Here is a 19,874-nt window from a genome sequence, read left to right as displayed (position 1 = left end):
CACGCGGGGCGGGATCAGCTGTCGAGGTCGAACAGGCCGGCGAGCTGCTCCACCATCGTGCCGCCGAGCTGCTCGGCATCCATGATCGTCACCGCACGCGCATAATAGCGCGTCACGTCATGGCCGATGCCGATCGCCACCAGCTCGACCGGGGACTTGCCCTCGATCCAGCCGATCACCTGGCGGAGATGACGCTCCAGATAGGCGCCGGAATTGACCGACAGCGTCGAATCATCGACCGGCGCGCCATCCGAGATGACCATCAGGATGCGCCGTTCCTCGGGCCGCGCGATCAGCCGGCCATGCGCCCAGAGCAGCGCCTCGCCGTCGATATTCTCCTTGAGCAGACCTTCGCGCATCATCAGGCCGAGATTGCGGCGCGCCCGCCGCCACGGCTCGTCGGCCTGCTTGTAGACGATGTGGCGCAGATCGTTGAGGCGGCCCGGCGCCGGCGGACGGCCGGCCTGCAGCCACGCCTCGCGCGATTGCCCGCCCTTCCAGGCGCGGGTGGTAAAGCCGAGGATCTCGGTCTTCACCCCGCAGCGCTCCAGCGTGCGGGCGAGGATGTCCGCGCTGATCGCAGCGATCGAGATCGGCCGCCCGCGCATCGACCCGGAATTGTCGATGAGCAACGTCACCACCGTGTCGCGGAACTCGGTGTCGCGCTCGATCTTGTAGCTCAGCGAATGGCCGGGGCTGACGACGACGCGGGCGAGCCGGGCGGCATCGAGCAACCCCTCCTCCTGATCGAAATCCCATGAGCGGGACTGCTGCGCCATCAGCCGCCGCTGGAGCCGGTTGGCGAGCTTGGTGACGGCGCCCTGGAGATGGACGAGCTGCTGGTCGAGATAGGCCCGCAGCCGCGCCAGCTCCTCCTCGTCGCACAGGTCGGTGGCGCTGACCACCTCGTCGAAGCGGGTGGTGTAGGGGCGATAGTCGAAGCCGGGGATCATGTCGGCCGGCGGCCGGTTGGGCCGGGCCGGGACCATGCCCTCCTCGCCGTCATCGCCCATGTCGCCGACATCGTCCGACATCTCGTCGCCCGACTGTTCCCCCTCGGCGTCATTCTCCGCCGTCTCGGCACTTTCCGAGCGAACCTCGACCTCGCCGGTCTCGGCGCTGCCGCTATCGTCCTGTTCGGCGCCCTCCTCGCCGCCGCTCTGGTCGTCGCCCTCGCCTTCCTCGCCCTGATCGGTCTGCGCCTCGGGCTGGACCTCGCCCTCGACGAGCTGGAGATCTTCGAGCAGGCGGGTGGCGAGCTGGGCGAAAGCGCGCTGGTCGTCGATGACCAGCCCGAGGGCGTCGAGATCGGCGCCGGCCTTGTCCTCGATCCACTCGCGGACCATGGCGAGCCCCCCCTCCGCGGTCTCCGGCGTCTCCCGCCCGGTCAGCCGCTCACGCACCATCAGGCCCACCGCGCTCGCCAGCGGCACCTCCTCGCGGGTGCGCGCCCGCGCGATCGGGTCGGAACGCAGGCGCAGGCGCAGGGCATGATCGAGATTGTCGGCGACGCCGGCCATGGCCCGCGTGCCGATCGCCTCGACACGCGCCTGCTCGGCGGCATCGAACACGGCGCGGGCGATGGCGTCGCCCGGGCTGTTGCGGGCATGAAGGGCGGCGTCGTGATGGCGCAGGCGCAGCGCGAAACCATCGGCGAAGCCGCGCGCCTCGGCCACCTGATCGGCCGGCAGGCCGCGCCCCGGCAGCGGCACCTTCACCGCCTTGCCGGACGCGAACGGCGCGTCGGCGGTGAAGCTGAGCTCCACCTCCGGCTCGCGCGCCATGGCGCGCGCGGCGCCGCCCAGCACCTGGCGGAAAAGTTCGAGCGGGGTCTGCTCAGCCATAGGCGATCGCGCGCGTCACGCCGTCTTGGCCACGCTCTCCGGCAAGTCCTTGCCGAAGACGCGCTGATAATATTCGGCGACCAGCGGCCGCTCCGCCTCGTCGCACTTGTTGAGGAAGGAGAGGCGGAAGGCGAAGCCGACATCGCCGAAGATCAGCGCGTTCTGCGCCCAGCTGATCACCGTGCGCGGGCTCATCACGGTGGAGATGTCGCCGGCGACGAAGCCCTGGCGGGTGAGGTCGGCGACCTTGACCATGTTGGCGACCAGCTTCTGGCCGTCCGGCTTGTCATATTCGCCGGACTTGGCGAGCACGATGCGCGCCTCCACCTCGGCGGGCAGGTAATTCAGCGTGACGACGATGTTCCAGCGGTCCATCTGGCCCTGGTTGATCTGCTGCGTGCCGTGATAAAGCCCCGTGGTGTCGCCGAGGCCGACGGTGTTGGCGGTGGCGAACAGACGGAAATAGGGATTGGGCCGGATCACGCGGTTCTGGTCGAGCAGCGTCAGCTTGCCCTCGGTCTCCAGCACGCGCTGGATCACGAACATCACGTCGGGACGGCCGGCATCATATTCGTCGAACACGATCGCGGTCGGCGTCTGCAGCGCCCAGGGCAGCAGCCCCTCGCGGAACTCGGTGACCTGCTGGCCGTCGCGCAGCACGATGGCGTCGCGGCCGATCAGGTCGATACGGCTGATATGGGCGTCGAGGTTGATGCGGATGCAGGGCCAGTTGAGGCGCGCCGCGACCTGCTCGATATGGGTCGACTTGCCGGTGCCGTGATAGCCCTGGACCATCACCCGGCGATTATGCGCGAAGCCCGCGCAGATCGCCATCGTCACGTCCGGGTCGAACACATAAGCGGGATCGAGATCCGGTACCCGCTCGTCCGCCTCGGAGAAAGCGGGCACTTCCATGTCCGAGTCGATGCCGAACAGGTCGCGCACCTTCACCATCTTGTCGGGCGCATCCATCACCGTGGAGCCGCGGGCATCGGGCTGGACGTTGGGCAGGTCGACCATGATCTTCTTTCCGTGACTCAGGCGAAGGCGGGTGCGGATTTCAGCTGCGTATAAGCCGCAATCACGTCCTGCAAAGCCTTCTCATGTGAACGATCGCCGCCATTGCGATCGGGGTGATAGCGGCGCACCAGCTCGGCATAACGCTGGCGCAGCGCACGGCGGTCCGCGTCGTGCGGCAGCCCCAGCGTGCGCAGGTTGCGCATGTCGCCTTCGCTCAGCGGGCGGCCGTCGGCGCGCTGCGGCTGTTCGGGGCGGCGGAAGCGGGCGCCGATCGCGTCGAGCGGATCAATGAAGTCGGCCCAGCGCGGCGGCCGGTCGGCGCTGGCGCCGGCAGCGAAGGCGCGAGTCTCGCGCTCCCAGCCGGCATAGGGGCGCTGGGCGGCCTCAATCTCCTCGGTGGAGAGGCCTTCGAAGAAATTATAGCCGGCGTTGAAGGCGCGGACATGATCGAGGCACAGCCATTGCCACGCCCCAGGCCCGTCGAAATTCGAACCGGGGCCGTGGCTGGCCGGCGCGCGGAACTCGCCCGCCTCCGAGCAGCCGGGATAGGCGCAGCCCTGCTCGCCCCCGCCGACCCGCCCGTGAAAGCGCTGCTCCCGCCTGGTGCCGCCCGATCCCGTCAAACCCCGTCCCTTTACGCTCGAAAACGCCTTATATGGGGGCATGACCACAGCACCCCAAGGCCCCGTCGCGGCCGAAATCGAACGGCGGCTCGCCGCCGCCCTGTCTCCGCAACGGCTGGCCGTGATCGACGATTCGGAAAAGCATCGCGGCCATGCCGGCCATGATGCGCGCGGCGAGAGCCACTTCACCGTGGAGATAGTGTCGCAGGGCTTTGCCGGCCAGTCCCGCGTCAACCGGCAACGCGCCGTGAACGCGGCGCTGCGCGATCTGCTGGCGGAACGGGTTCACGCGCTGGCCATTGTCGCCCGGACACCGGAGGAAGACCAGGCGGCACGCACATGACCCCTTATGATCTGTGGTATTGGCCCGGCATTCCCGGCCGGGGCGAATTCGTGCGCCTGGCACTCGAGGCCGGCGGCATCCCCTATCGCGACCGCGCGCGCGAAGACGGCGTCGGCGAGGAGGGGCTGATGGCCGACATGGCCGCACGCCGCCCCAAGCCCTTCGCCCCGCCCTATCTGGTGGCGGGCGAGCTGGTCATCGCCCAGACCGCCAACATCCTGCTGTTCCTCGGGGATGAGCACGGCCTCGCGCCCGAGGACCGGGCGGGCCGCCTGCTCGCCCACCAATATCAGCTGACCGTCGCCGACATCGTCGCCGAGGCGCACGACACCCATCATCCCGTCGCCCTCGATGCCTATTACGAGGACCAGAAGCCCGAAGCGGCGCGGCGCGCGGCGAGCTTCCGCGAGGCGCGCATCCCGAAATTCCTGGGCTGGTTCGAACAGGCGCTGGACGGCCGCGAATGGCTGGTCGGCAACACCTGGAGCTATGCCGATCTCTCGCTGTTCCAGCTCGTCGAGGGGCTCGACTTCGCCTTTCCTAAGCGCATGGCGGCGGTGGCGGACGATATTGCCGGCGTGCGCGCGCTGCACGGCCGGGTGAAGGCGCTGCCGTCGCTTGCCGGGTATCTCGCCAGCGATCGCCGCATCCCGTTCGGCGACGGCATCTTCCGCCATTATCCGGCGCTCGACCGCGCATGAAGCGGCAGCGGCCGGCCGCGCGCATCCTGCTCGTCGATCCGGAGGATCGGGTGCTGATGTTCCGCTTCGTGGTCGAGGGGCGTGCGCCTTTCTGGTGCACGGTCGGCGGCGCCGTCGATCCGGGCGAGGATTTTCCAGCGGCTGCCCGGCGCGAGCTGCGCGAGGAGACCGGGCTCGACCGCGACTGCGGACCTGAGATCGCGCGGCGACAGGTGGCGTTCGTCACCGTCGAGGGCGAGCCCGTCGATGCCGACGAACGCTATTTCCTCGTCCGCACCGAAGCGGCGGCGATCGATACCGCCGGCCACACCGCGCTCGAGCAACGGGTGATGCGCGAATGGCGCTGGTTCGACGCCGCGACGCTCGCCGCCCACCCCGAGGCTTTCTATCCGCTGGACCTTGCCGGGATGCTGGCGGAACAGGGCATCTGGCCCGCGACTTCCTTGCCGCCCGCCGCCTGAAAGCCTAAGTGCCCGGCCGTCATGGCCGATCCGATCATCATCGCGGTGCCCAAGGGGCGCATCCTCGAAGAGGCGCTGCCCCTCCTCGAAAAGGCGGGCATCGTGCCCGAGGCCGCCTTTGCCGATCCCGACAGCCGGGCGCTGCGCTTCGCCACCAATCGGGCGGACATCTCGCTGATCCGCGTGCGCGCCTTCGACGTCGCCACCTTCGTCGCGCATGGCGCCGCCCAACTCGGCCTGGTCGGCTCCGACGTGCTGATGGAGTTCGACTATTCGGAGATTTACGCGCCGGTCGATCTCGACATCGGCCATTGCCGGGTGTCGGTGGCCGAGCCGGTGGCGATGGCCGCGGGCGACGATCCGCGCGAGTGGAGCCATGTCCGCGTCGCCACCAAATATCCCCACCTCACCAAGCGCCATTTCGAGGCGCGCGGCGTGCAGGCCGAATGCGTGAAGCTGAACGGCGCGATGGAGATCGCGCCGGTGCTGGGGCTGGCCGGCCGCATCGTCGACCTCGTCTCCTCCGGCCGCACGCTGAAGGAGAACGGCCTCGTCGAGGTGGAGGTGATCGCGCAGGTGTCGACGCGGCTGATCGTCAACCGCGCCGCGTTCAAGACGCGCGCCGCGATCATCGGCCCGCTGGTCGAGGCGTTCCGCCGGGCGGTGGAGGTGCGCGATGCAGCCTGACGGGCCGCTGCGCCTCGATGCCCGCGATGCCGGTTTCGACGCCGCGTTCGACGCGCTGGTCGATGCCCGACGCGAGGCGGACGGGGACGTCTCGCGCGACGTCGCCCGCATCGTCGCCGATGTGCGCGATCATGGCGAGGCCGCGCTTGCCGACTATACCCGCAAGTTCGATCGGCATGATCCCGTCGCCGCCGGCTGGGAGATCCCCAAGGCGGAGCGGGAGGCCGCGCTCGCTGGTCTCGACCCGGAGCTGCGCGCCGCGCTGGAGCTCGCCGCCGCCCGCATCCGGGCCTACCACGAGAAGCAGAGGCCGGCCGACAGCGACATGACCGACGATGCCGGGGTGCGCATGGGGGCGCGCTGGCGTGGCGTCGACGCTGCCGGTCTCTATGTGCCGGGCGGGCGGGCGGCCTATCCCTCCTCCGTGCTGATGAACGCCATTCCCGCCAAGGTGGCCGGCGTGGCGCGGCTCGCCATGGTCACGCCGACGCCGGGCGGGGTGGTCAACCCGACCGTGCTCGCGGCCGCGGAGATCGCGGGAGTGGACGAGGTGTGGCGGGTCGGCGGCGCGCAGGCGGTGGCGGCGCTGGCCTATGGCGCGGGCCCGATCGCGCCCGTCGACGTGGTGGTCGGCCCGGGCAATGCCTGGGTCGCCGAGGCCAAGCGCCAGCTTTACGGCGTGGTCGGCATCGACATGGTCGCCGGCCCGTCCGAAATCGTCGTGGTGGCGGACGGCGCCAACGACCCGGACTGGATCGCCGCCGACCTGCTCAGCCAGGCCGAGCATGATCCGACCAGCCAGTCGATCCTGTTCACCGATGATGCGGACTTCGCCGACGCCGTCGCCGCGGCGGTGGACCGGCGCCTCGCCACGCTTGCCACCGCCGAGACGGCGCGAACCAGCTGGACCGCGAATGGCGCGATCGTGCTGGTGGCCGCGCTCGACGATGCGCTGCCGCTGGTCGATCGGCTCGCGCCCGAGCACCTCGAGCTGGCGGTGGCCGATCCGGAGCCGTTGTTCGCCAGGGTGCGTCATGCCGGCTCCGTGTTCCTCGGGCGGCACACCCCGGAGGCGGTCGGCGATTATGTCGGCGGGCCGAACCATGTGTTGCCGACGGGGCGGCGGGCGCGTTTCGCCTCCGGCCTGTCGGTGCTCGATTTCATGAAGCGGACCAGCTTCCTCGCGCTCGATCCCGATGCCCTCGCCGCCATCGGCCCGGCGGCGGTGACGCTGGCGCGCGCGGAAGGGCTGCCCGCCCATGCGGCCTCGGTGGCCGTGCGACTGGGAGAATGAGTTTGGGACGTGTCAACGAGCGCGCGCGCAGCCGGTCGGCGGCCCGCCTTGCCGCGGTGCAGGCGCTCTACCAGCAGGAGATGGAGGGAACGCCCTTGCCCACCCTGCTCCATGAGTTCCACAGCCACCGCCTCGGCGCGACGATCGAGGATGTGGAATATGCCGACGCCGAGGTGAGCTTCTTCGACGATCTGGTGACCGGCGTCGACGCCCGCCGGGTCGAGATCGACGGCGCGATCAGCGCGCGGCTCGCCGAAGGCTGGACGCTGGAACGGCTGGACCGGCCGATGCGCCAGATCCTGCGTTGCGGCGCCTATGAGCTGATCGCCCGGGCGGATGTGCCCACCGGCACCGTGATCAACGAATATCTCGACATCGCCGACGCCTTCTACGCCAAGCGGGAAAAGGGCTTCGTCAACGGCCTGCTGGATGCGGTGGCCAAGGCGGCACGGGGGTGAGGGCCTGCGTTCCGGCTCCTTTGCCGTCGCCCTGAACTTGTTTCAGGGTCCACGCCTCCAGATGGCTCCGGCGCGCGCGGCTGGATGGATGCGGCAACAGGTTCAGCAACGCGGCGGAGGTTAGCCGATGGACGAACCCGCCTTCATCGCCGCCCTCCGCGCGCTCGCCAGCCACCCGGCCGCGCGCGGGCTTGCCGACGACGCCGCCGTGCTGGGCGATCTGGTGCTCACCCACGATATGCTGGTCGAAGGCGTCCATTATCTGCCCGGCGATCCGCCGGCCGATGTCGCATGGAAGCTGCTGGCGGTGAACCTCTCTGATCTCGCCGCCAAGGGTGCCGTGCCGCTCGGCGTGCTGGTCGGCTACATGCTTGGCGATGAGGCCTGGGACCGCGCCTTTCTCGACGGACTGGGCGAGGCGCTGGCGGCGTACGCCGTGCCGCTGCTCGGCGGCGACACAGTGAAGGGCCCGGGGGTCCGCGCTCTCGGCCTGACGGCGCTGGGCCGGGCGAGCATCGCCCCGGCCCGGGCCGGCGCCAGGGCCGGAGACGGCCTGTGGGTGGCGGGCACGATCGGCGACGCCGGGCTCGGCCTCGCCATCGCCCAAGCCGGCGAAGGCCCGCCCGAACTGCTCCGCGCCTATCGCCGCCCGCGCCCGCTGCTCGTCGAGGGCCGCGCGCTCGCCCCTCATGTCCACGCGATGATGGACGTATCGGACGGCCTGCTCATCGACGTCGCCCGCATGGCCGAGGCGAGCGGCCTCGCGGTGACGATCGACCTCGCCGCCATGCCCCGCTCGGCGGCCGCCCGCGCCTTCGCTGGAGACGATCGCGCTGCCCGCCTCGCCGCGGCGACGGCGGGTGACGATTATGCGCTGCTCTTCGCCGCGTCCGGCGAGGGCGTGGCGACGAGCGGGGTCGGGGCGATCCGGGTCGGAACCTTCGCCGAGGGACGCGGCGTCTCGCTGCGCGACGGCGCGGCGACGGTGCCGCTGCCCGCCCGGCTAGGTTATCAACACGGCTGACCGCCCCGACAAGGCGGCTTGCCAAGCGGATTTTCGGCCCTAGTCTCCCGTCTTCCAGGCGCGTAACAAAATTGCGCCGGACTAGGGGAAGGAGCCGACATGAACGTTGTGTTCGTGGCGATAGCCTGTGGCCTTATCGCCGTGCTCTACGGAATCCTGACAAGTCGCCAGGTGCTTGCCGCGCCCGCCGGGAACGACCGCATGGTCGAGATTTCCGGCGCGGTGCAGGAGGGCGCCAAGGCTTATCTTGGACGGCAATACCGTACCATCGCGCTGGTTGGCGTGGTGATGGTCGTACTCGTCGCGTATTTCCTCGGGCTCACCTCCGCGATCGGATTCCTGATCGGGGCGCTGCTGTCCGGGTTGACCGGTTTCATCGGCATGAACGTGTCCGTCAGGGCCAATGTCCGTACCGCCGAGGCGGCGCGCACCAGCCTGCAGGGCGGGCTGACCATCGCCTTCCGGTCGGGCGCGATCACCGGCATGCTGGTGGCCGGCCTCGGCCTGCTCGCGATCTCGCTGTTCTTCTGGTACCTGACCGGCCCTGCCGGCCATATCGCCGGAGACCGGACCGACCGCACCATCGTCAACGCGCTGGTCGCCCTCTCCTTCGGCGCGTCGCTCATTTCCATCTTCGCGCGGCTGGGCGGCGGCATCTTCACCAAGGCCGCCGATGTCGGCGCCGATCTGGTCGGCAAGGTCGAGGCCGGCATCCCCGAGGACGATCCTCGCAACCCGGCGACCATCGCCGACAATGTCGGCGACAATGTCGGCGACTGCGCCGGCATGGCCGCCGATCTGTTCGAGACCTATGTCGTGACGCTCGGCGTGACGATGGTCTCGATCGCGCTGACGCTCTCCGGCACGCCCGAGGAGATGATGCGGCTGATGGCGCTGCCGCTGATCGTCGGCGGCGTGTGCATCATCACGTCGATCGTCGGCACCTATATGGTGCGGCTGGGCAGCGGCCAGTCGATCATGGGCGCGCTCTACAAGGGCTTCTGGACGGCGGCGATCCTCGCCGTGCCGGCGATCTGGGTCGCATCGACCTGGACGCTCGGTGATCTCAACGCCGTGATCGGCGGCGGAGACGGCGGCGTCGGAGGCTTCACCGGCATGGACCTGTTCTGGTGCATGATGATCGGCCTGGCGCTGACCGGCGCGCTGGTCTGGATCACCGAATATTACACCGGCACCAATTACCGGCCGGTGCGCAGCATCGCCAAGGCATCGGAGACGGGCCACGGCACCAACGTCATCCAGGGCCTCGCCGTCAGCCTCGAATCGCCGGCGCTACCGACGCTCGTGATCTCGGTCGCGGTGATCGGGGCCTATCAGCTGGCCGGCGTCATCGGCATCGCCTTCGGCGCGACCTCGATGCTGGCGCTCGCGGGCATGGTCGTGGCGCTCGACGCCTATGGCCCGGTCACCGACAATGCCGGCGGCATCGCGGAGATGGCCGGCCTTCCCGACGAGGTGCGCGCGCGCACCGACGCGCTGGACGCGGTGGGCAACACCACCAAGGCGGTGACCAAGGGCTATGCGATCGGATCGGCGGCGCTGGCGGCGCTGGTGCTTTTCGGGGCCTATACGTCGGACCTGCGGGAATATTTCCCGGCGCTCACCGTCGATTTCTCGCTGTCCAACCCATATGTCATCGTCGGCCTGCTGCTGGGAGCGTTGCTGCCGTTCAGCTTCGGCGCGTTCGGCATGACCGCGGTCGGCCGGGCGGCGGGTTCGGTGGTCGAGGATGTCCGCGCCCAGTTCCGCGACAATCCGGGCATCATGGACGGCACCAGCCGCCCCAATTACGCCCGCACCGTTGACCTCGTCACCCGCGCCGCGATCAAGGAGATGATCGTGCCCAGCCTGTTGCCGGTGCTGGCGCCGATCGTCGTCTATTTCGTGATCACGGCGGTCGCCGGCCGCGAGAGCGGCTTCGCGGCACTCGGCGCGCTGCTGCTCGGCGTGATCGTGTCGGGGCTGTTCGTCGCCATCTCGATGACGAGCGGCGGCGGCGCCTGGGACAATGCCAAGAAATATATCGAGGACGGCAATTACGGCGGCAAGGGATCGGAGGCCCACAAGGCAGCCGTGACCGGCGACACCGTCGGCGATCCGTACAAGGACACGGCGGGCCCCGCCGTGAACCCGATGATCAAGATCACCAACATCGTCGCCCTGCTGCTGCTCGCCGCGCTGGCAGCACACGGCGGCTGAGGATAGAACTCCCTCCGTTCCCCCGTTCTCGGCGGGACGGAGGGAGGGCTCCAGCGTGCAGCACATCGATACCTCGCCGCTCCGCCTGCACGATTACTGGCGGTCCTCGGCATCCTTCCGCGTGCGCATCGCGCTCAACCTCAAGGGCGTGCCCTATCAGAGCGTGCCCGTCGACCTGCTGTCCGGCGCCCAGCGCAGACCCGCCTATCGCGGCATCAACCCGCAGGGGCTGGTGCCGGCGCTGGAAGTGGCCGGGGCGACCATCGGCCAGAGCCTCGCCATCATCGACTGGCTGGATCACGCCTATCCGCAGCCGCCCCTGCTGCCGGCCGATCCGCTGGAGCGCGCCCGGGCGATGTCCAGCGCGCTGCTCATCGCCTGCGACATCCATCCGATCAACAATCTGCGCGTGCTGCGCTGGCTGAAGGACGACCTGCGCGTCGGCGAGGCGGAGCGGCTGCGCTGGGTGGCGCACTGGATCGACGCCGGCCTCGCCGTGCTGGAAAGCCAGACGGGCGGCGGTCCCTTTCTGGCCGGCGACCTTCCCGGCCTGCCCGACATCTGCCTCGTCCCCCAGCTCTACAATGCGCGGCGCTGGGACGTATGCCTGGATTTCTACCCGGCGCTGCTCGCCATCGAGGCGCGGTGCCTCGCCATCCCCGCTTTTGCCGAGGCCCATCCCGATCGTCTGCCCGACGCGGCAATCCTCTGATACAGACGGCCCGCTTTATCCCGGCGCCGCCGCGCGATAGAGGGCGGGCGTCAGATAATAACATGAAGAGGGGTAGAGATGGCGGTTCCATTGCCGGCGGCCTTGCCGGCGCCGATCGAGATCGTGGTCACCGGCTATGGCCTCGACGCCGCGCGCGGCGATGCCGCCTATGACGTCGTCTCGATCGATCGCGAGCGGCTGAACGGCACGGCGAGCGGCCGGCTGGAGGACGTGCTGCGCGATGTCGCCGGCTTCGCCCAGTTCCGCCGCTCCGATGCCCGCTCCGCACATCCGACCAGCCAGGGCGCGACGCTGCGCGGCCTCGGCGGCAACGCCTCCAGCCGCGCGCTGCTGGTGCTGGACGGCGTGCCCCAGTCCGATCCGTTCGGCGGCTATGTCACCTATTCGGCCTATGATCCCGAACGGCTCGGCAATGTCCGGGTGACGCGCGGCGGCGGATCGGGCGCGTTCGGTCCGGGCGCGCTGGCCGGCACCATCGAGCTTTCGAGCGCGAACGCCAGCCAGCTCGCCCCGATCTGGGCGAACGCCGGCTATGGCAGCCGCGATTCGCAGGAGGCCAATCTCGGCGTCTCCGGCCGCATGGGCGGCGGCTACGCCTTTCTGTCCGGCAGTTTCGCGCGCGGCGACGGCTTCATCCCAATCGTCGAATCGCAGCGCGGCCCGGTCGACATGCCGGCGCGCTACCAGCAATACAGCGTCTCCGGACGGGTGGTGATCCCGGCGGGCCCGGATACCGAGATCCAGGCGAGCGGCCTGGGCTTCAACGATACGCGCACCCGCGGCGTGCCGTTCACCCCCAATCGCTCGACCGGTGCCGACGCCTCGCTGCGCGTTGTCGGCAAAGGCCGATTCGGCTGGGAAGCGCTCGCCTATGTGCAGACCCGCAGCTTCTCCAGCGGCTTCGCCTCGGTCAACGATACGCGCAGCACGGCGACGGCGACGCTCGACCAGTATGAGGTGCCCGCGACCGGCTTTGGCGGCCGCATCGAACTGCGTCCGCCGGTCAGCGACGCCATCCAGCTCCGCCTCGGCGCCGATACGCGCGTCACCAGCGGCCGTACCCAGGAGCTGTTCCAGTTCGTCACCGGCGCGCCGACCCGCATCCGCAAGGCCGGCGGCCGCAACGAGACGGTCGGCGCCTTCGCCGAAGCCAGCGTCGATCTTGCAGACGCGCTGAGGCTGACGGGCGGCGGCCGCATCGACCGCTGGTGGATCAAGGACGGCTTTCTGCGCGAGACGCAGAACAGCAGCGGCGCCGTGCTCACCAACACCCGTTACGCCGATCGCAGCGGCTGGCGGCCGACGGGGCGCGCCGGGCTCGCCTGGCATCCGGGCGACGCGGTGACGGTGCGCTCGGCCGCCTATCTCGGCTGGCGCCTGCCGACCCTCAACGAGCTCTATCGCCCGTTCCGCGCCGGCGCCGACGCCACCGCCGCGGAGGCCGGACTCAAGCCGGAGCGGCTGCGGGGCGTCGATGCCGGCGTCGATTTCCGGCCGCTGCCAGGCTTCCGGGCGTCCGCCACCGTGTTCCTCAACCGGCTGGAGGATGCGATCGGCAACATCACCGTCGCGCGCGGGCCGGGCACCTTCCCGCAAGTCGGCTTCGTCTCGGCGGCCGGCACTTTCCGCAAGCGGGGCAACATCGACGCGATCGACAGCAAGGGCGTCGAGCTGGACGGCAGCGCGCGGTTCGGCGCGTGGATGCTGTCGGCCTCCTATGCCTATACCGACGCCGAGGTGAAGACGGCCGGGGCCGCCATCGCGCTCGACGGGTTGCAGCCCGCCCAGACCGCCAGACACCAGGGCTCGGCGACGCTGGCCTGGGCGCCGGCGGGCGGCCCCTCGCTGGCGGCGACGATGCGCTATGTCGGCCCGCAATATGAGGATGACCAGAACAGCGTCAGGCTCAAGGACGCGACCACCCTCGATCTCGTCGGCCGCCTGCCGCTCGGCAAGAGCATCACCGTCGAGGCGCGGGCGGAGAATGTCACCAACGCCCTGGTAATGGCCGGCATCAGCGGCGGCTCGCTCGTCGAGCGGGCGACGCCGCGCACGCTGTGGATATCGTTCCGCTACGGCAATTGAGACCAAAAACGGCCCGGCGAAAAAAGGGGGAACGCCGGGCCGCAGTTTGGCAACGCCAGGGAGTCGACGCTTGGCGTTGGCCCGATCATATTTCCCAGCTGAATGCTAGGGAATAGGGCAAAATCTTGGCGGCCGCTAAGCGCCGCTTCGTCCGCTCACTTCGGCCGCTCGCCCGCCTCGGCGAGCAGCTCCATGCTCGCCGCATCGGCCAGGGAGACGCTTTCGAGCAGGCGCACGGCATCGTCGCGCACGCGGCTCATCACCCGCCGAATCGCGCAGGTCGCCTCGTCATGGCAATCGCCGCAGCGGGCGTAGAAGTTGAGGCTGGCGCATGGCACCATCGCGATCGGCCCGTCGGTGGTGCGGATCACCTCGACGAAGCTGATCTCGGTCGCCGGCCGTGCCAGCGCATAGCCGCCGCCCGGCCCGCGCCGGCTGGTGACGAGGCCGGCATGTTTGAGATCGAGCATGATCAGCTCGAGATATTTGCGCGGCACCTGCTGCGTTTCGGCGATTTCGGCGATCTGGACGGGGCGGGCATCGGCGCGTTCGGCGAGGAACAGCAGCGCGCGCAACGCGTAACGGGTCTTTTGCGACAGCATCGCCATCCCTATCTTGCATTCCCCGCCGGGAAGCTAGTGGCCTCAAGGACGCAGCGCCGCCTGCTTTCCTTTTTGCGCGCGTGGCGCTAAGGCGGCGCGATTTTTTTGCACAGAGTCCGCTATTAACGGGGTGCCGATTGGCCAAGGAAGAACTGCTCGAAATGCGCGGACAGGTGGTCGAACTCCTGCCCAACGCCATGTTTCGCGTCCGCCTCGAGAATAATCACGAGATTCTCGGACACACCGCCGGCAAGATGCGGAAGAACCGTATCCGCGTGCTCGTCGGCGACGAAGTGCTCGTCGAGCTGACGCCCTATGATCTGACCAAGGGCCGGATCACCTACCGCTTCAAATGACGGCGGCCTGATGGCCCGCCTGGTCCTCGCCTCCGCCAGCCCGCGACGGCTGGACCTGCTCGCGCGCCTGGGCGTGACGCCGGACGCGATCGATCCCGCCGATATCGACGAGACGCCCGCGCGTGCCGAGGCCCCGCCGGCCTATGCCCGACGCATGGCCGTGGAGAAGGCGGCGGCGGTGGCCGCCCGCCATCCGGGCTCGGTAGTGCTCGCCGCCGACACGGTGGTCGCCGCCGGGCGCCGCATCCTGCCCAAGGCCGAAACGGAGGCGCAGGCGCGCGCCTGCCTGGAGCTTCTGTCCGGACGGCGGCATCGCGTCCTCTCGGCGGTGACGGTGGTGGATGGGGCGGGCGTGGCGCGGCATCGGCTGTCGGCGACGGTCGTCACCTTCAAGCGCCTCTCGCCGGCCGAGATCGACCGCTATCTCGCTGGCGGGGAATGGCATGGCAAGGCGGGCGGCTATGCCGTGCAGGGTCATGCCGAGGCGTTCGTCCGCTTCCTCGCCGGCAGCCATTCCGGCGTCGTCGGCCTTCCCCTGTTCGAGACGCGCGCATTGCTCGCCGCGGCCGGCATCCCGATTGGCTGAGTGGCTCTACGAGGACGGCATTGGCGAGCAGCGCGCGGCGCTGGTCGTGGGCGGCGAGATCGTCGCGACGCGCATTGCCTGGGAGACTGACGGCCCGCGCGCCGGGGCGGTGATCCCCGGCCGGCTGGCGGAACGCCATGCCGGCGGACGGCGCGGCCTCATCCGGCTGGATGGCGGCGGCGAAGCACTGGTCGAGCCGATCCCCTCCGGCATCGCCGAGGGCGCCCGCGTCCACGCCGAGATCGTCCGCGAGGCCATTGCCGAAGCCGGCCGGCCCAAACCCGCCCGCGCCCGCCTGTCCGAGGAGCCCGCCCGCCCCGGCCCGACGCTGGTCGAGCAATTGACGGCGACAGGCATCGCCGTGCGCCCGCTCCTCGCCTACGAGCCCGATGCGCTGGAGGCGGCGGGCTGGTCCGAGTTGCTGGCCGAGGCGGCGACGGGCGAGATCGCCTTTCCCGGCGGCGCGCTGCGCCTCTCGCCGACGCCGGCGATGACCCTGTTCGATGTCGATGGCGGCCTGCCGCCGGTCGAGCTGGCGCGGGCGGGGGCGGCGGCGGCGGCGCGGGCGGTGCTGCGCCTGGACATCGGCGGCTCGATCGGCATCGACCTGCCGACCTTCACCGGCAAGGCGGAACGCCAGTCGGTCGCCGAGATCATCGATGCGATCCTCCCCCAGCCGTTCGAGCGCACCGCAGTCAACGGCTTCGGCTTTCTCCAGATCGTCAGGCGACGGGTGCGCGCTTCGCTGCCGGAGCGGCTGCGCGCCGATCCGGCGGGGGCGGCGGCGCGCGCGCTGTTGCGCCGTGCCGAGCGCACGCCGGGCGCCGGGCAGCGCCTGCTGGTCGCCGCCCCCGCCGTGATCGCGGCGATCGCACCCGGCTGGGTGAGCGCCCTCGCCGCCCGCATCGGCGCGCCGGTCGCCTTGCAGGCGGAGCCCGGCCGGCCCATATCGGCGGGCCATGTCCAGGCCGAACATCCGTGACAACAAGCCCTGTCCGCTCTGCGGCGCGCCGGTAGCGCCGGAGCACGCGCCCTTCTGCAGCCGCGGCTGCAAGGATCGCGACCTGCTGCAATGGCTTGGCGAGGGATATCGCATGCCCGGCCGCGCGCTTGAGGAAGAAGAGTTCGAGGGGCTGGACAGGGACGGCGCCCGGCCTCTATAGGCCCGGCCTCCAACCGTGGACGCACCGCTGAGGTGCTTCATGCGCGGCCTGTGCCCGGGTAGCTCAGTTGGTAGAGCACGTGACTGAAAATCACGGTGTCGGTGGTTCGATCCCGCCCCCGGGCACCATGGCCGCCAAGGCTGTCCCAATCATCACACTTGACACGCTCCCCGTAACAATCGGATCAGCGTGGCCGTTCGGCAAGGGACCCCATCCGTGAAGACCATCGCGATGCTTATGATTTGCGCCGCCGCGCTGACGACGGCGGCGTGCAACACCATCTCCGGCGTCGGCCGGGATGTCTCTTCGGCGGGCAACGCCGTGTCCAAAGCGGCTGATCGCTCGAAATAATCGCACGTCGACTCAGCCCGTCGCACTCCTAATGAATTGATAAGCCTCCGCGCTTAGAGCCGATGCCGGGTGAGGCCGTCGGGCCTGTTGGCTACGGATTGAGTGTGGCAAGTGCGATGATCTTCAGCGCGCCTCGCTGGGCGCCGACGGCATGGCTGTTGCGGACGGGCGACGATGTCCCGGCCGAGATCAGGCGCGCGCTGGTCGGCAGCCTCTACGGCACCTTGCCGATCTATGCCGGCGGCGTGATCAACACCATCGGCGTGGCGTTGCTTGCCACGCTGCGCCATCCGACCCCGGCTTTTCTCTGCTGGCTGATGACGGAGGTGCTGCTCTGCGCCACGCGGCTGTTCGTGCTGCTGCACGACCGGCGGGCGGCCCGCGATGGGCGCCGGACCTTCACCGATCTCTATATCGGGCTCGGCCTGAGCTGGGCGGCGAGCGTCGGCTACGGCGCCTACATCACCATGACCAGCGGGGACTGGGTGTCGGCGACGCTGGCCTGCCTGTCGGCGGCGGCGATGGTCGGCGGCATCTGCTTCCGCAATTTCGCCGCGCCCCGGCTGGTGGCGGCGATGATCCTCCTCAGCCTCGGCCCGTGCGTGGTGGGCGCGATCGTCTCGCGCGAGGCGATGCTGCTGATCGTCGTGGCGCAAATCCCCTTCTATCTGGTGAGCATGACGATCGCCGCGTTCAAGCTGAACCGCATGCTCGTCACCACCATGCAGGCAGAGCGCGACAATGAGCGCCGCGCCCGCCACGATCCGCTGACCGGCCTCGCCAATCGCACCGGCTTGCAGCACGCCTTCGATGCGCGCCGGGCGGATGGCGGGCAGGCGATCTTCTATCTCGACCTCAACGGGTTCAAGGCGGTGAACGATCGCCTCGGCCACGCCGCCGGCGACCAGCTGCTCGTCGCGGTGGCGGACCGGCTGCGCGCGCTGGACTGGCCGGACCTGTTCGTGTCCCGCGTCGGCGGCGACGAGTTCGTGCTCATCGCCCCGATGCTGGAGGAGGCGGTTGCGCGCCGGCTGAGCGAGGCGATCGTCGCCACCATCTCGGACGATCTCTATCCGATCGAAAATGTGCGCGTGCCGATCGGCGTAAGCGTGGGCGTCGCGTTTGCGCGCGCCGGTGATGAGCTGCGCACGATCATGAGCAGCGCCGACAAGGCGCTCTACGCCAGCAAATCGGCCAGCGCCCGGCCGACCCGCGCCGCCTGATCCGCCGTCGCCGCCCTGCTATTGCAGGGGCGGTGCGCCCGCCCCCGACAGCCGATAGAATTGCAGGAACTGGACGAGCAGCTCGGCCCGCTCCGGCAGCCCCGGCGCTTCCAGCAGCGCCTGGCGCGTCACCACGTCGAACGGGGCGATCTGGGCGACCCCGTTGATCAGCGACTCGTCGTCGATCCTGCCGACCTCGTCCCAGTCCACCGCATAGCCGCGCGCGTCGGCGAAGCGGCGCGCCTCGCGCTCCACCTCGGCGCGGACGGCGAACGGCAGCGGAGCCGGCTCATCCTCGCAGAACACCGCCAGCTCCGCCTCCACCTGGCGGAAGGCGGTGGCGGTATCCAGCTCGCGCAGGATGCGGAAGCGCGACAGGCCCTCGAGCACGATATTGTACCGCCCATCCTCCATCGCCTCGACATGGACGATGCGGCCGACGCAGCCGATATCGTAAAGCGCCGGCACGAGATGATCGTCGCGCGGCTGCACCATGCCGATCCGCCGGTCGCGAATCAGCGCGTCGGAGATCATCGCCCGGTAGCGCGGCTCGAAGATGTGGAGCGGCAGCGTGCCCCGCGGGAACAGGATCGCCCCGGCCAGCGGGAAGATCGAGAGGCGCGCGCCGGCCGCCATCAGGTGAACAGGATGGCGGACAGCCGCCGCCGCTGCGCCACCGTCCAGGGATCCTCAAGGCCGACCACCTCGAGGAGCTTGAGCAGCCGGGCCCGCGCCGCGCCCTCATTCCAGCCGCGGTCAAGGCGAATCGATTCGAGCAGCACGTCGGCGGCGCCCTCGCGATCACCGACCGCCATCAACCCGCCGGCAAGGCGATAGCGCGCCTCCTGATCCTCGGGCGTGGACTCGACCTGCGCGGCAAGCGCGGCGAGATCGTCGACCGGCTGCGCCTCGCGGGCGAGCGCGATGGCGGCGCGGGCACGGGCGACGGCGGGATCCTTTGCCGCCTGTTCGGGCAGCACCGCCAGCCGCGCCTCCGCGGCCTCAACCTCGCCGGCGGCGACCAGCGCGCGGGCATGGCCGGCGGCCGCGGGCACATTGTCCGGCACCATCTCGGCGAGCTGATCGAACAGGCCGAGCGCGCGGCCGACATCGCCGGCCGCCAGCACCTCGTCGGCGAGCGCGACATAATGGGCGACGTCCGCCGCCTGGTCGGCGCCGGGCCCGCGAATGGGAAGCTGGGCGAGGATCTGGTCGAGCGTGCGGGTCAGCTGCGCCTCGGTGCGGGCCGGGGTCAGATCGGCGACGAGCTGGCCCTGGAACAGCGCATAGACGGTGGGGATCGACTGGACGCGGAATTGCGCCGCGATCACCTTGTCCTTGTCGACGTCGATCTTGACGAGCTTCACGCCGCGATCGGCATAATCCTTGGCCACCTTGTCGAGAATCGGTCCGAGCTGCTTGCACGGCCCACACCATTCCGCCCAGAAATCGAGGATGACGAGGCTGTCCATAGACGGCTCGACCACATCGCGCCGAAACCCCTCGATCGCCTCGCGTTCGGCCGCCGTCATACCCAGGGTCGCCACCGTTTCCGTCCTCCAGTCTTGTCCGCGTCTTATGTGGGCTTGAAGGCCTTGCTGCCAACCCCGTAAGACTGGGCTTGCGGGCGGCGGATCACGATGCTAGTGGCCGCGCCTCGGCAGACGGCCCCGGCCATCTGCGGACGCCAGAGCGGGCGTAGCTCAGGGGTAGAGCACAACCTTGCCAAGGTTGGGGTCGAGGGTTCGAATCCCTTCGCCCGCTCCAGTTTTCCAGCGACATCGCCGGACCTGTTTGCGCGGCTCCCCTGTCCGGGGTGAGCCGTGATAGGGATGGGCGATGTCCGCATATACGATCCTCACCGATATCGGCGCGCTGATCGCGATGCTGGTCGGGTTCCATCTCGCCTTTCGCCAGCATCTGGTGCGGCGGTGGTGGCGGATCATCCGCTCGCGCCCACCCGAACCGGCCATTTCCGACGAGGATCCGGCACACTACGCCATGATCATCTTCGGCATGATGCTGCTCGCCTTCGGGCTGATCATCTTCTGCTTCATGACCCTGTTCAGCCTGTTCACCGCCGGAAACCCGCCCGGCTGA

23 protein-coding genes and 2 tRNA genes are annotated in these 19,874 nt (G+C 69.7%); 19 read left to right on the top strand and 6 right to left on the bottom strand.

Annotated elements, in window-relative coordinates; translation table 11 throughout:
- Positions 1-14: 14 nt before the first annotated feature.
- From cobT to KOF26_RS03760, 3 genes are read right to left on the bottom strand one after another with little or no spacing between them, the layout of a single operon-like run.
- Positions 15-1,844, bottom strand: coding sequence for a cobaltochelatase subunit CobT (gene cobT, locus KOF26_RS03770; RefSeq protein WP_216320383.1), 1,830 nt, complete (start codon positions 1,842-1,844; stop codon positions 15-17).
- 15 nt (positions 1,845-1,859) lie between these two features.
- Positions 1,860-2,864, bottom strand: coding sequence for a cobaltochelatase subunit CobS (gene cobS / locus KOF26_RS03765; RefSeq protein ID WP_216320380.1), 1,005 nt, complete (start codon positions 2,862-2,864; stop codon positions 1,860-1,862).
- A 17-nt stretch (positions 2,865-2,881) separates the two neighbouring features.
- Positions 2,882-3,529 (bottom strand): J domain-containing protein, encoded by a 648-nt coding sequence (locus tag KOF26_RS03760; RefSeq protein ID WP_216320377.1) that lies wholly within the window; start codon positions 3,527-3,529, stop codon positions 2,882-2,884.
- Between KOF26_RS03760 and KOF26_RS03755 the strand changes: the two genes are divergently transcribed.
- The 10 genes from KOF26_RS03755 to KOF26_RS03710 all read left to right on the top strand — a co-directional run bounded on the left by KOF26_RS03755 (position 3,528) and on the right by KOF26_RS03710 (position 13,493).
- Positions 3,528-3,830, top strand: coding sequence for a BolA family protein (locus KOF26_RS03755; RefSeq protein ID WP_216320375.1), 303 nt, complete (start codon positions 3,528-3,530; stop codon positions 3,828-3,830). The genes KOF26_RS03760 and KOF26_RS03755 overlap by 2 nt on opposite strands.
- Positions 3,827-4,531 carry a glutathione S-transferase gene (locus tag KOF26_RS03750; RefSeq protein ID WP_216320374.1) on the top strand — a complete coding sequence of 235 codons (705 nt, stop codon included), beginning with the start codon at positions 3,827-3,829 and terminating at the stop codon, positions 4,529-4,531. The genes KOF26_RS03755 and KOF26_RS03750 overlap by 4 nt, the downstream gene beginning before the upstream one ends.
- Entirely contained in the window at positions 4,528-4,992 is a 465-nt protein-coding gene (locus KOF26_RS03745; protein ID WP_216320372.1) for an NUDIX hydrolase, read from the top strand. The genes KOF26_RS03750 and KOF26_RS03745 overlap by 4 nt, the downstream gene beginning before the upstream one ends.
- A gap of 21 nt (positions 4,993-5,013) precedes the next feature.
- Positions 5,014-5,679: an ATP phosphoribosyltransferase gene (gene hisG, locus KOF26_RS03740; RefSeq protein ID WP_216320369.1), complete on the top strand. Its 666-nt coding sequence runs from the start codon at positions 5,014-5,016 to the stop codon at positions 5,677-5,679.
- Complete coding sequence (gene hisD / locus KOF26_RS03735; protein ID WP_216320366.1) at positions 5,669-6,973, top strand: histidinol dehydrogenase; 1,305 nt, start codon at positions 5,669-5,671, stop codon at positions 6,971-6,973. Before hisG ends, hisD begins: the two co-directional genes overlap by 11 nt.
- The gene (nusB, locus tag KOF26_RS03730) at positions 6,970-7,431 is read left to right on the top strand and encodes a transcription antitermination factor NusB (protein ID WP_216320363.1); all 462 of its coding nucleotides are present in this window, start codon (positions 6,970-6,972) and stop codon (positions 7,429-7,431) included. The genes hisD and nusB overlap by 4 nt, the downstream gene beginning before the upstream one ends.
- Before the next feature lie 127 nt (positions 7,432-7,558).
- Positions 7,559-8,455, top strand: coding sequence for a thiamine-phosphate kinase (thiL, locus tag KOF26_RS03725; protein ID WP_216320359.1), 897 nt, complete (start codon positions 7,559-7,561; stop codon positions 8,453-8,455).
- 99 nt (positions 8,456-8,554) lie between these two features.
- Positions 8,555-10,675, top strand: a complete 2,121-nt coding sequence (locus tag KOF26_RS03720; protein WP_216320357.1) for a sodium-translocating pyrophosphatase — start codon at positions 8,555-8,557, stop codon at positions 10,673-10,675.
- Between the two features lie 55 nt (positions 10,676-10,730).
- The gene (gene maiA / locus KOF26_RS03715; RefSeq protein WP_363181750.1) at positions 10,731-11,387 is read left to right on the top strand and encodes a maleylacetoacetate isomerase; all 657 of its coding nucleotides are present in this window, start codon (positions 10,731-10,733) and stop codon (positions 11,385-11,387) included.
- A 78-nt stretch (positions 11,388-11,465) separates the two neighbouring features.
- Complete coding sequence (locus KOF26_RS03710) at positions 11,466-13,493, top strand: TonB-dependent receptor (protein ID WP_216320353.1); 2,028 nt, start codon at positions 11,466-11,468, stop codon at positions 13,491-13,493.
- 155 nt (positions 13,494-13,648) lie between these two features.
- Here KOF26_RS03710 and KOF26_RS03705 read toward each other — a convergent pair whose 3' ends face one another.
- On the bottom strand, positions 13,649-14,095 hold the full coding sequence (locus KOF26_RS03705; RefSeq protein WP_216320350.1) for an RrF2 family transcriptional regulator: 447 nt from the start codon (positions 14,093-14,095) through the stop codon (positions 13,649-13,651).
- A 137-nt stretch (positions 14,096-14,232) separates the two neighbouring features.
- Here KOF26_RS03705 and infA point away from each other — a divergent pair, with 137 nt between their 5' ends.
- The 7 genes from infA (at position 14,233) to KOF26_RS17375 (ending at position 17,774) form a co-directional block, all read left to right on the top strand.
- A complete protein-coding gene (gene infA, locus KOF26_RS03700; protein WP_106511916.1) occupies positions 14,233-14,451 on the top strand; it encodes a translation initiation factor IF-1 in 219 nt (72 codons plus the stop codon).
- 10 nt (positions 14,452-14,461) lie between these two features.
- Positions 14,462-15,037: a Maf family protein gene (locus tag KOF26_RS03695; protein WP_216320349.1), complete on the top strand. Its 576-nt coding sequence runs from the start codon at positions 14,462-14,464 to the stop codon at positions 15,035-15,037.
- A complete protein-coding gene (locus KOF26_RS03690) occupies positions 15,030-16,019 on the top strand; it encodes a beta-ketoacyl-[acyl-carrier-protein] synthase family protein (RefSeq protein ID WP_216320346.1) in 990 nt (329 codons plus the stop codon). Before KOF26_RS03695 ends, KOF26_RS03690 begins: the two co-directional genes overlap by 8 nt.
- Positions 15,997-16,200 (top strand): DNA gyrase inhibitor YacG, encoded by a 204-nt coding sequence (locus KOF26_RS03685; protein WP_216320345.1) that lies wholly within the window; start codon positions 15,997-15,999, stop codon positions 16,198-16,200. Before KOF26_RS03690 ends, KOF26_RS03685 begins: the two co-directional genes overlap by 23 nt.
- Positions 16,201-16,252: 52 nt before the next feature.
- Positions 16,253-16,328: transfer RNA gene (locus KOF26_RS03680), tRNA-Phe, on the top strand.
- Between the two features lie 88 nt (positions 16,329-16,416).
- Positions 16,417-16,551 carry an entericidin A/B family lipoprotein gene (locus KOF26_RS03675; RefSeq protein ID WP_435876835.1) on the top strand — a complete coding sequence of 45 codons (135 nt, stop codon included), beginning with the start codon at positions 16,417-16,419 and terminating at the stop codon, positions 16,549-16,551.
- A 104-nt stretch (positions 16,552-16,655) separates the two neighbouring features.
- The gene (locus KOF26_RS17375) at positions 16,656-17,774 is read left to right on the top strand and encodes a GGDEF domain-containing protein (protein ID WP_216320343.1); all 1,119 of its coding nucleotides are present in this window, start codon (positions 16,656-16,658) and stop codon (positions 17,772-17,774) included.
- 18 nt (positions 17,775-17,792) lie between these two features.
- Here the strand turns inward: KOF26_RS17375 and KOF26_RS03665 are convergent, their stop codons facing one another.
- On the bottom strand, positions 17,793-18,410 hold the full coding sequence (locus tag KOF26_RS03665) for an LON peptidase substrate-binding domain-containing protein (protein WP_216320341.1): 618 nt from the start codon (positions 18,408-18,410) through the stop codon (positions 17,793-17,795).
- The gene (locus tag KOF26_RS03660) at positions 18,410-19,306 is read right to left on the bottom strand and encodes a tetratricopeptide repeat protein (RefSeq protein ID WP_216321644.1); all 897 of its coding nucleotides are present in this window, start codon (positions 19,304-19,306) and stop codon (positions 18,410-18,412) included. Before KOF26_RS03660 ends, KOF26_RS03665 begins: the two co-directional genes overlap by 1 nt.
- A 160-nt stretch (positions 19,307-19,466) precedes the next feature.
- Here KOF26_RS03660 and KOF26_RS03655 point away from each other — a divergent pair.
- Both KOF26_RS03655 and KOF26_RS03650 read left to right on the top strand, forming a co-directional pair.
- Positions 19,467-19,541 (top strand) — tRNA-Gly (locus KOF26_RS03655).
- 72 nt (positions 19,542-19,613) lie between these two features.
- Positions 19,614-19,874, top strand: a complete 261-nt coding sequence (locus tag KOF26_RS03650; RefSeq protein WP_216320339.1) for a hypothetical protein — start codon at positions 19,614-19,616, stop codon at positions 19,872-19,874.

It is taken from the genome of Sphingomonas quercus (genome assembly GCF_018863195.1).
Classification (GTDB): Bacteria; Pseudomonadota; Alphaproteobacteria; order Sphingomonadales; family Sphingomonadaceae; genus Solisphingomonas; species Solisphingomonas quercus.
The sequence above is the reverse complement of the archived record's forward strand: the minus strand, read 5'-3'. Positions and strand labels throughout refer to the sequence as shown.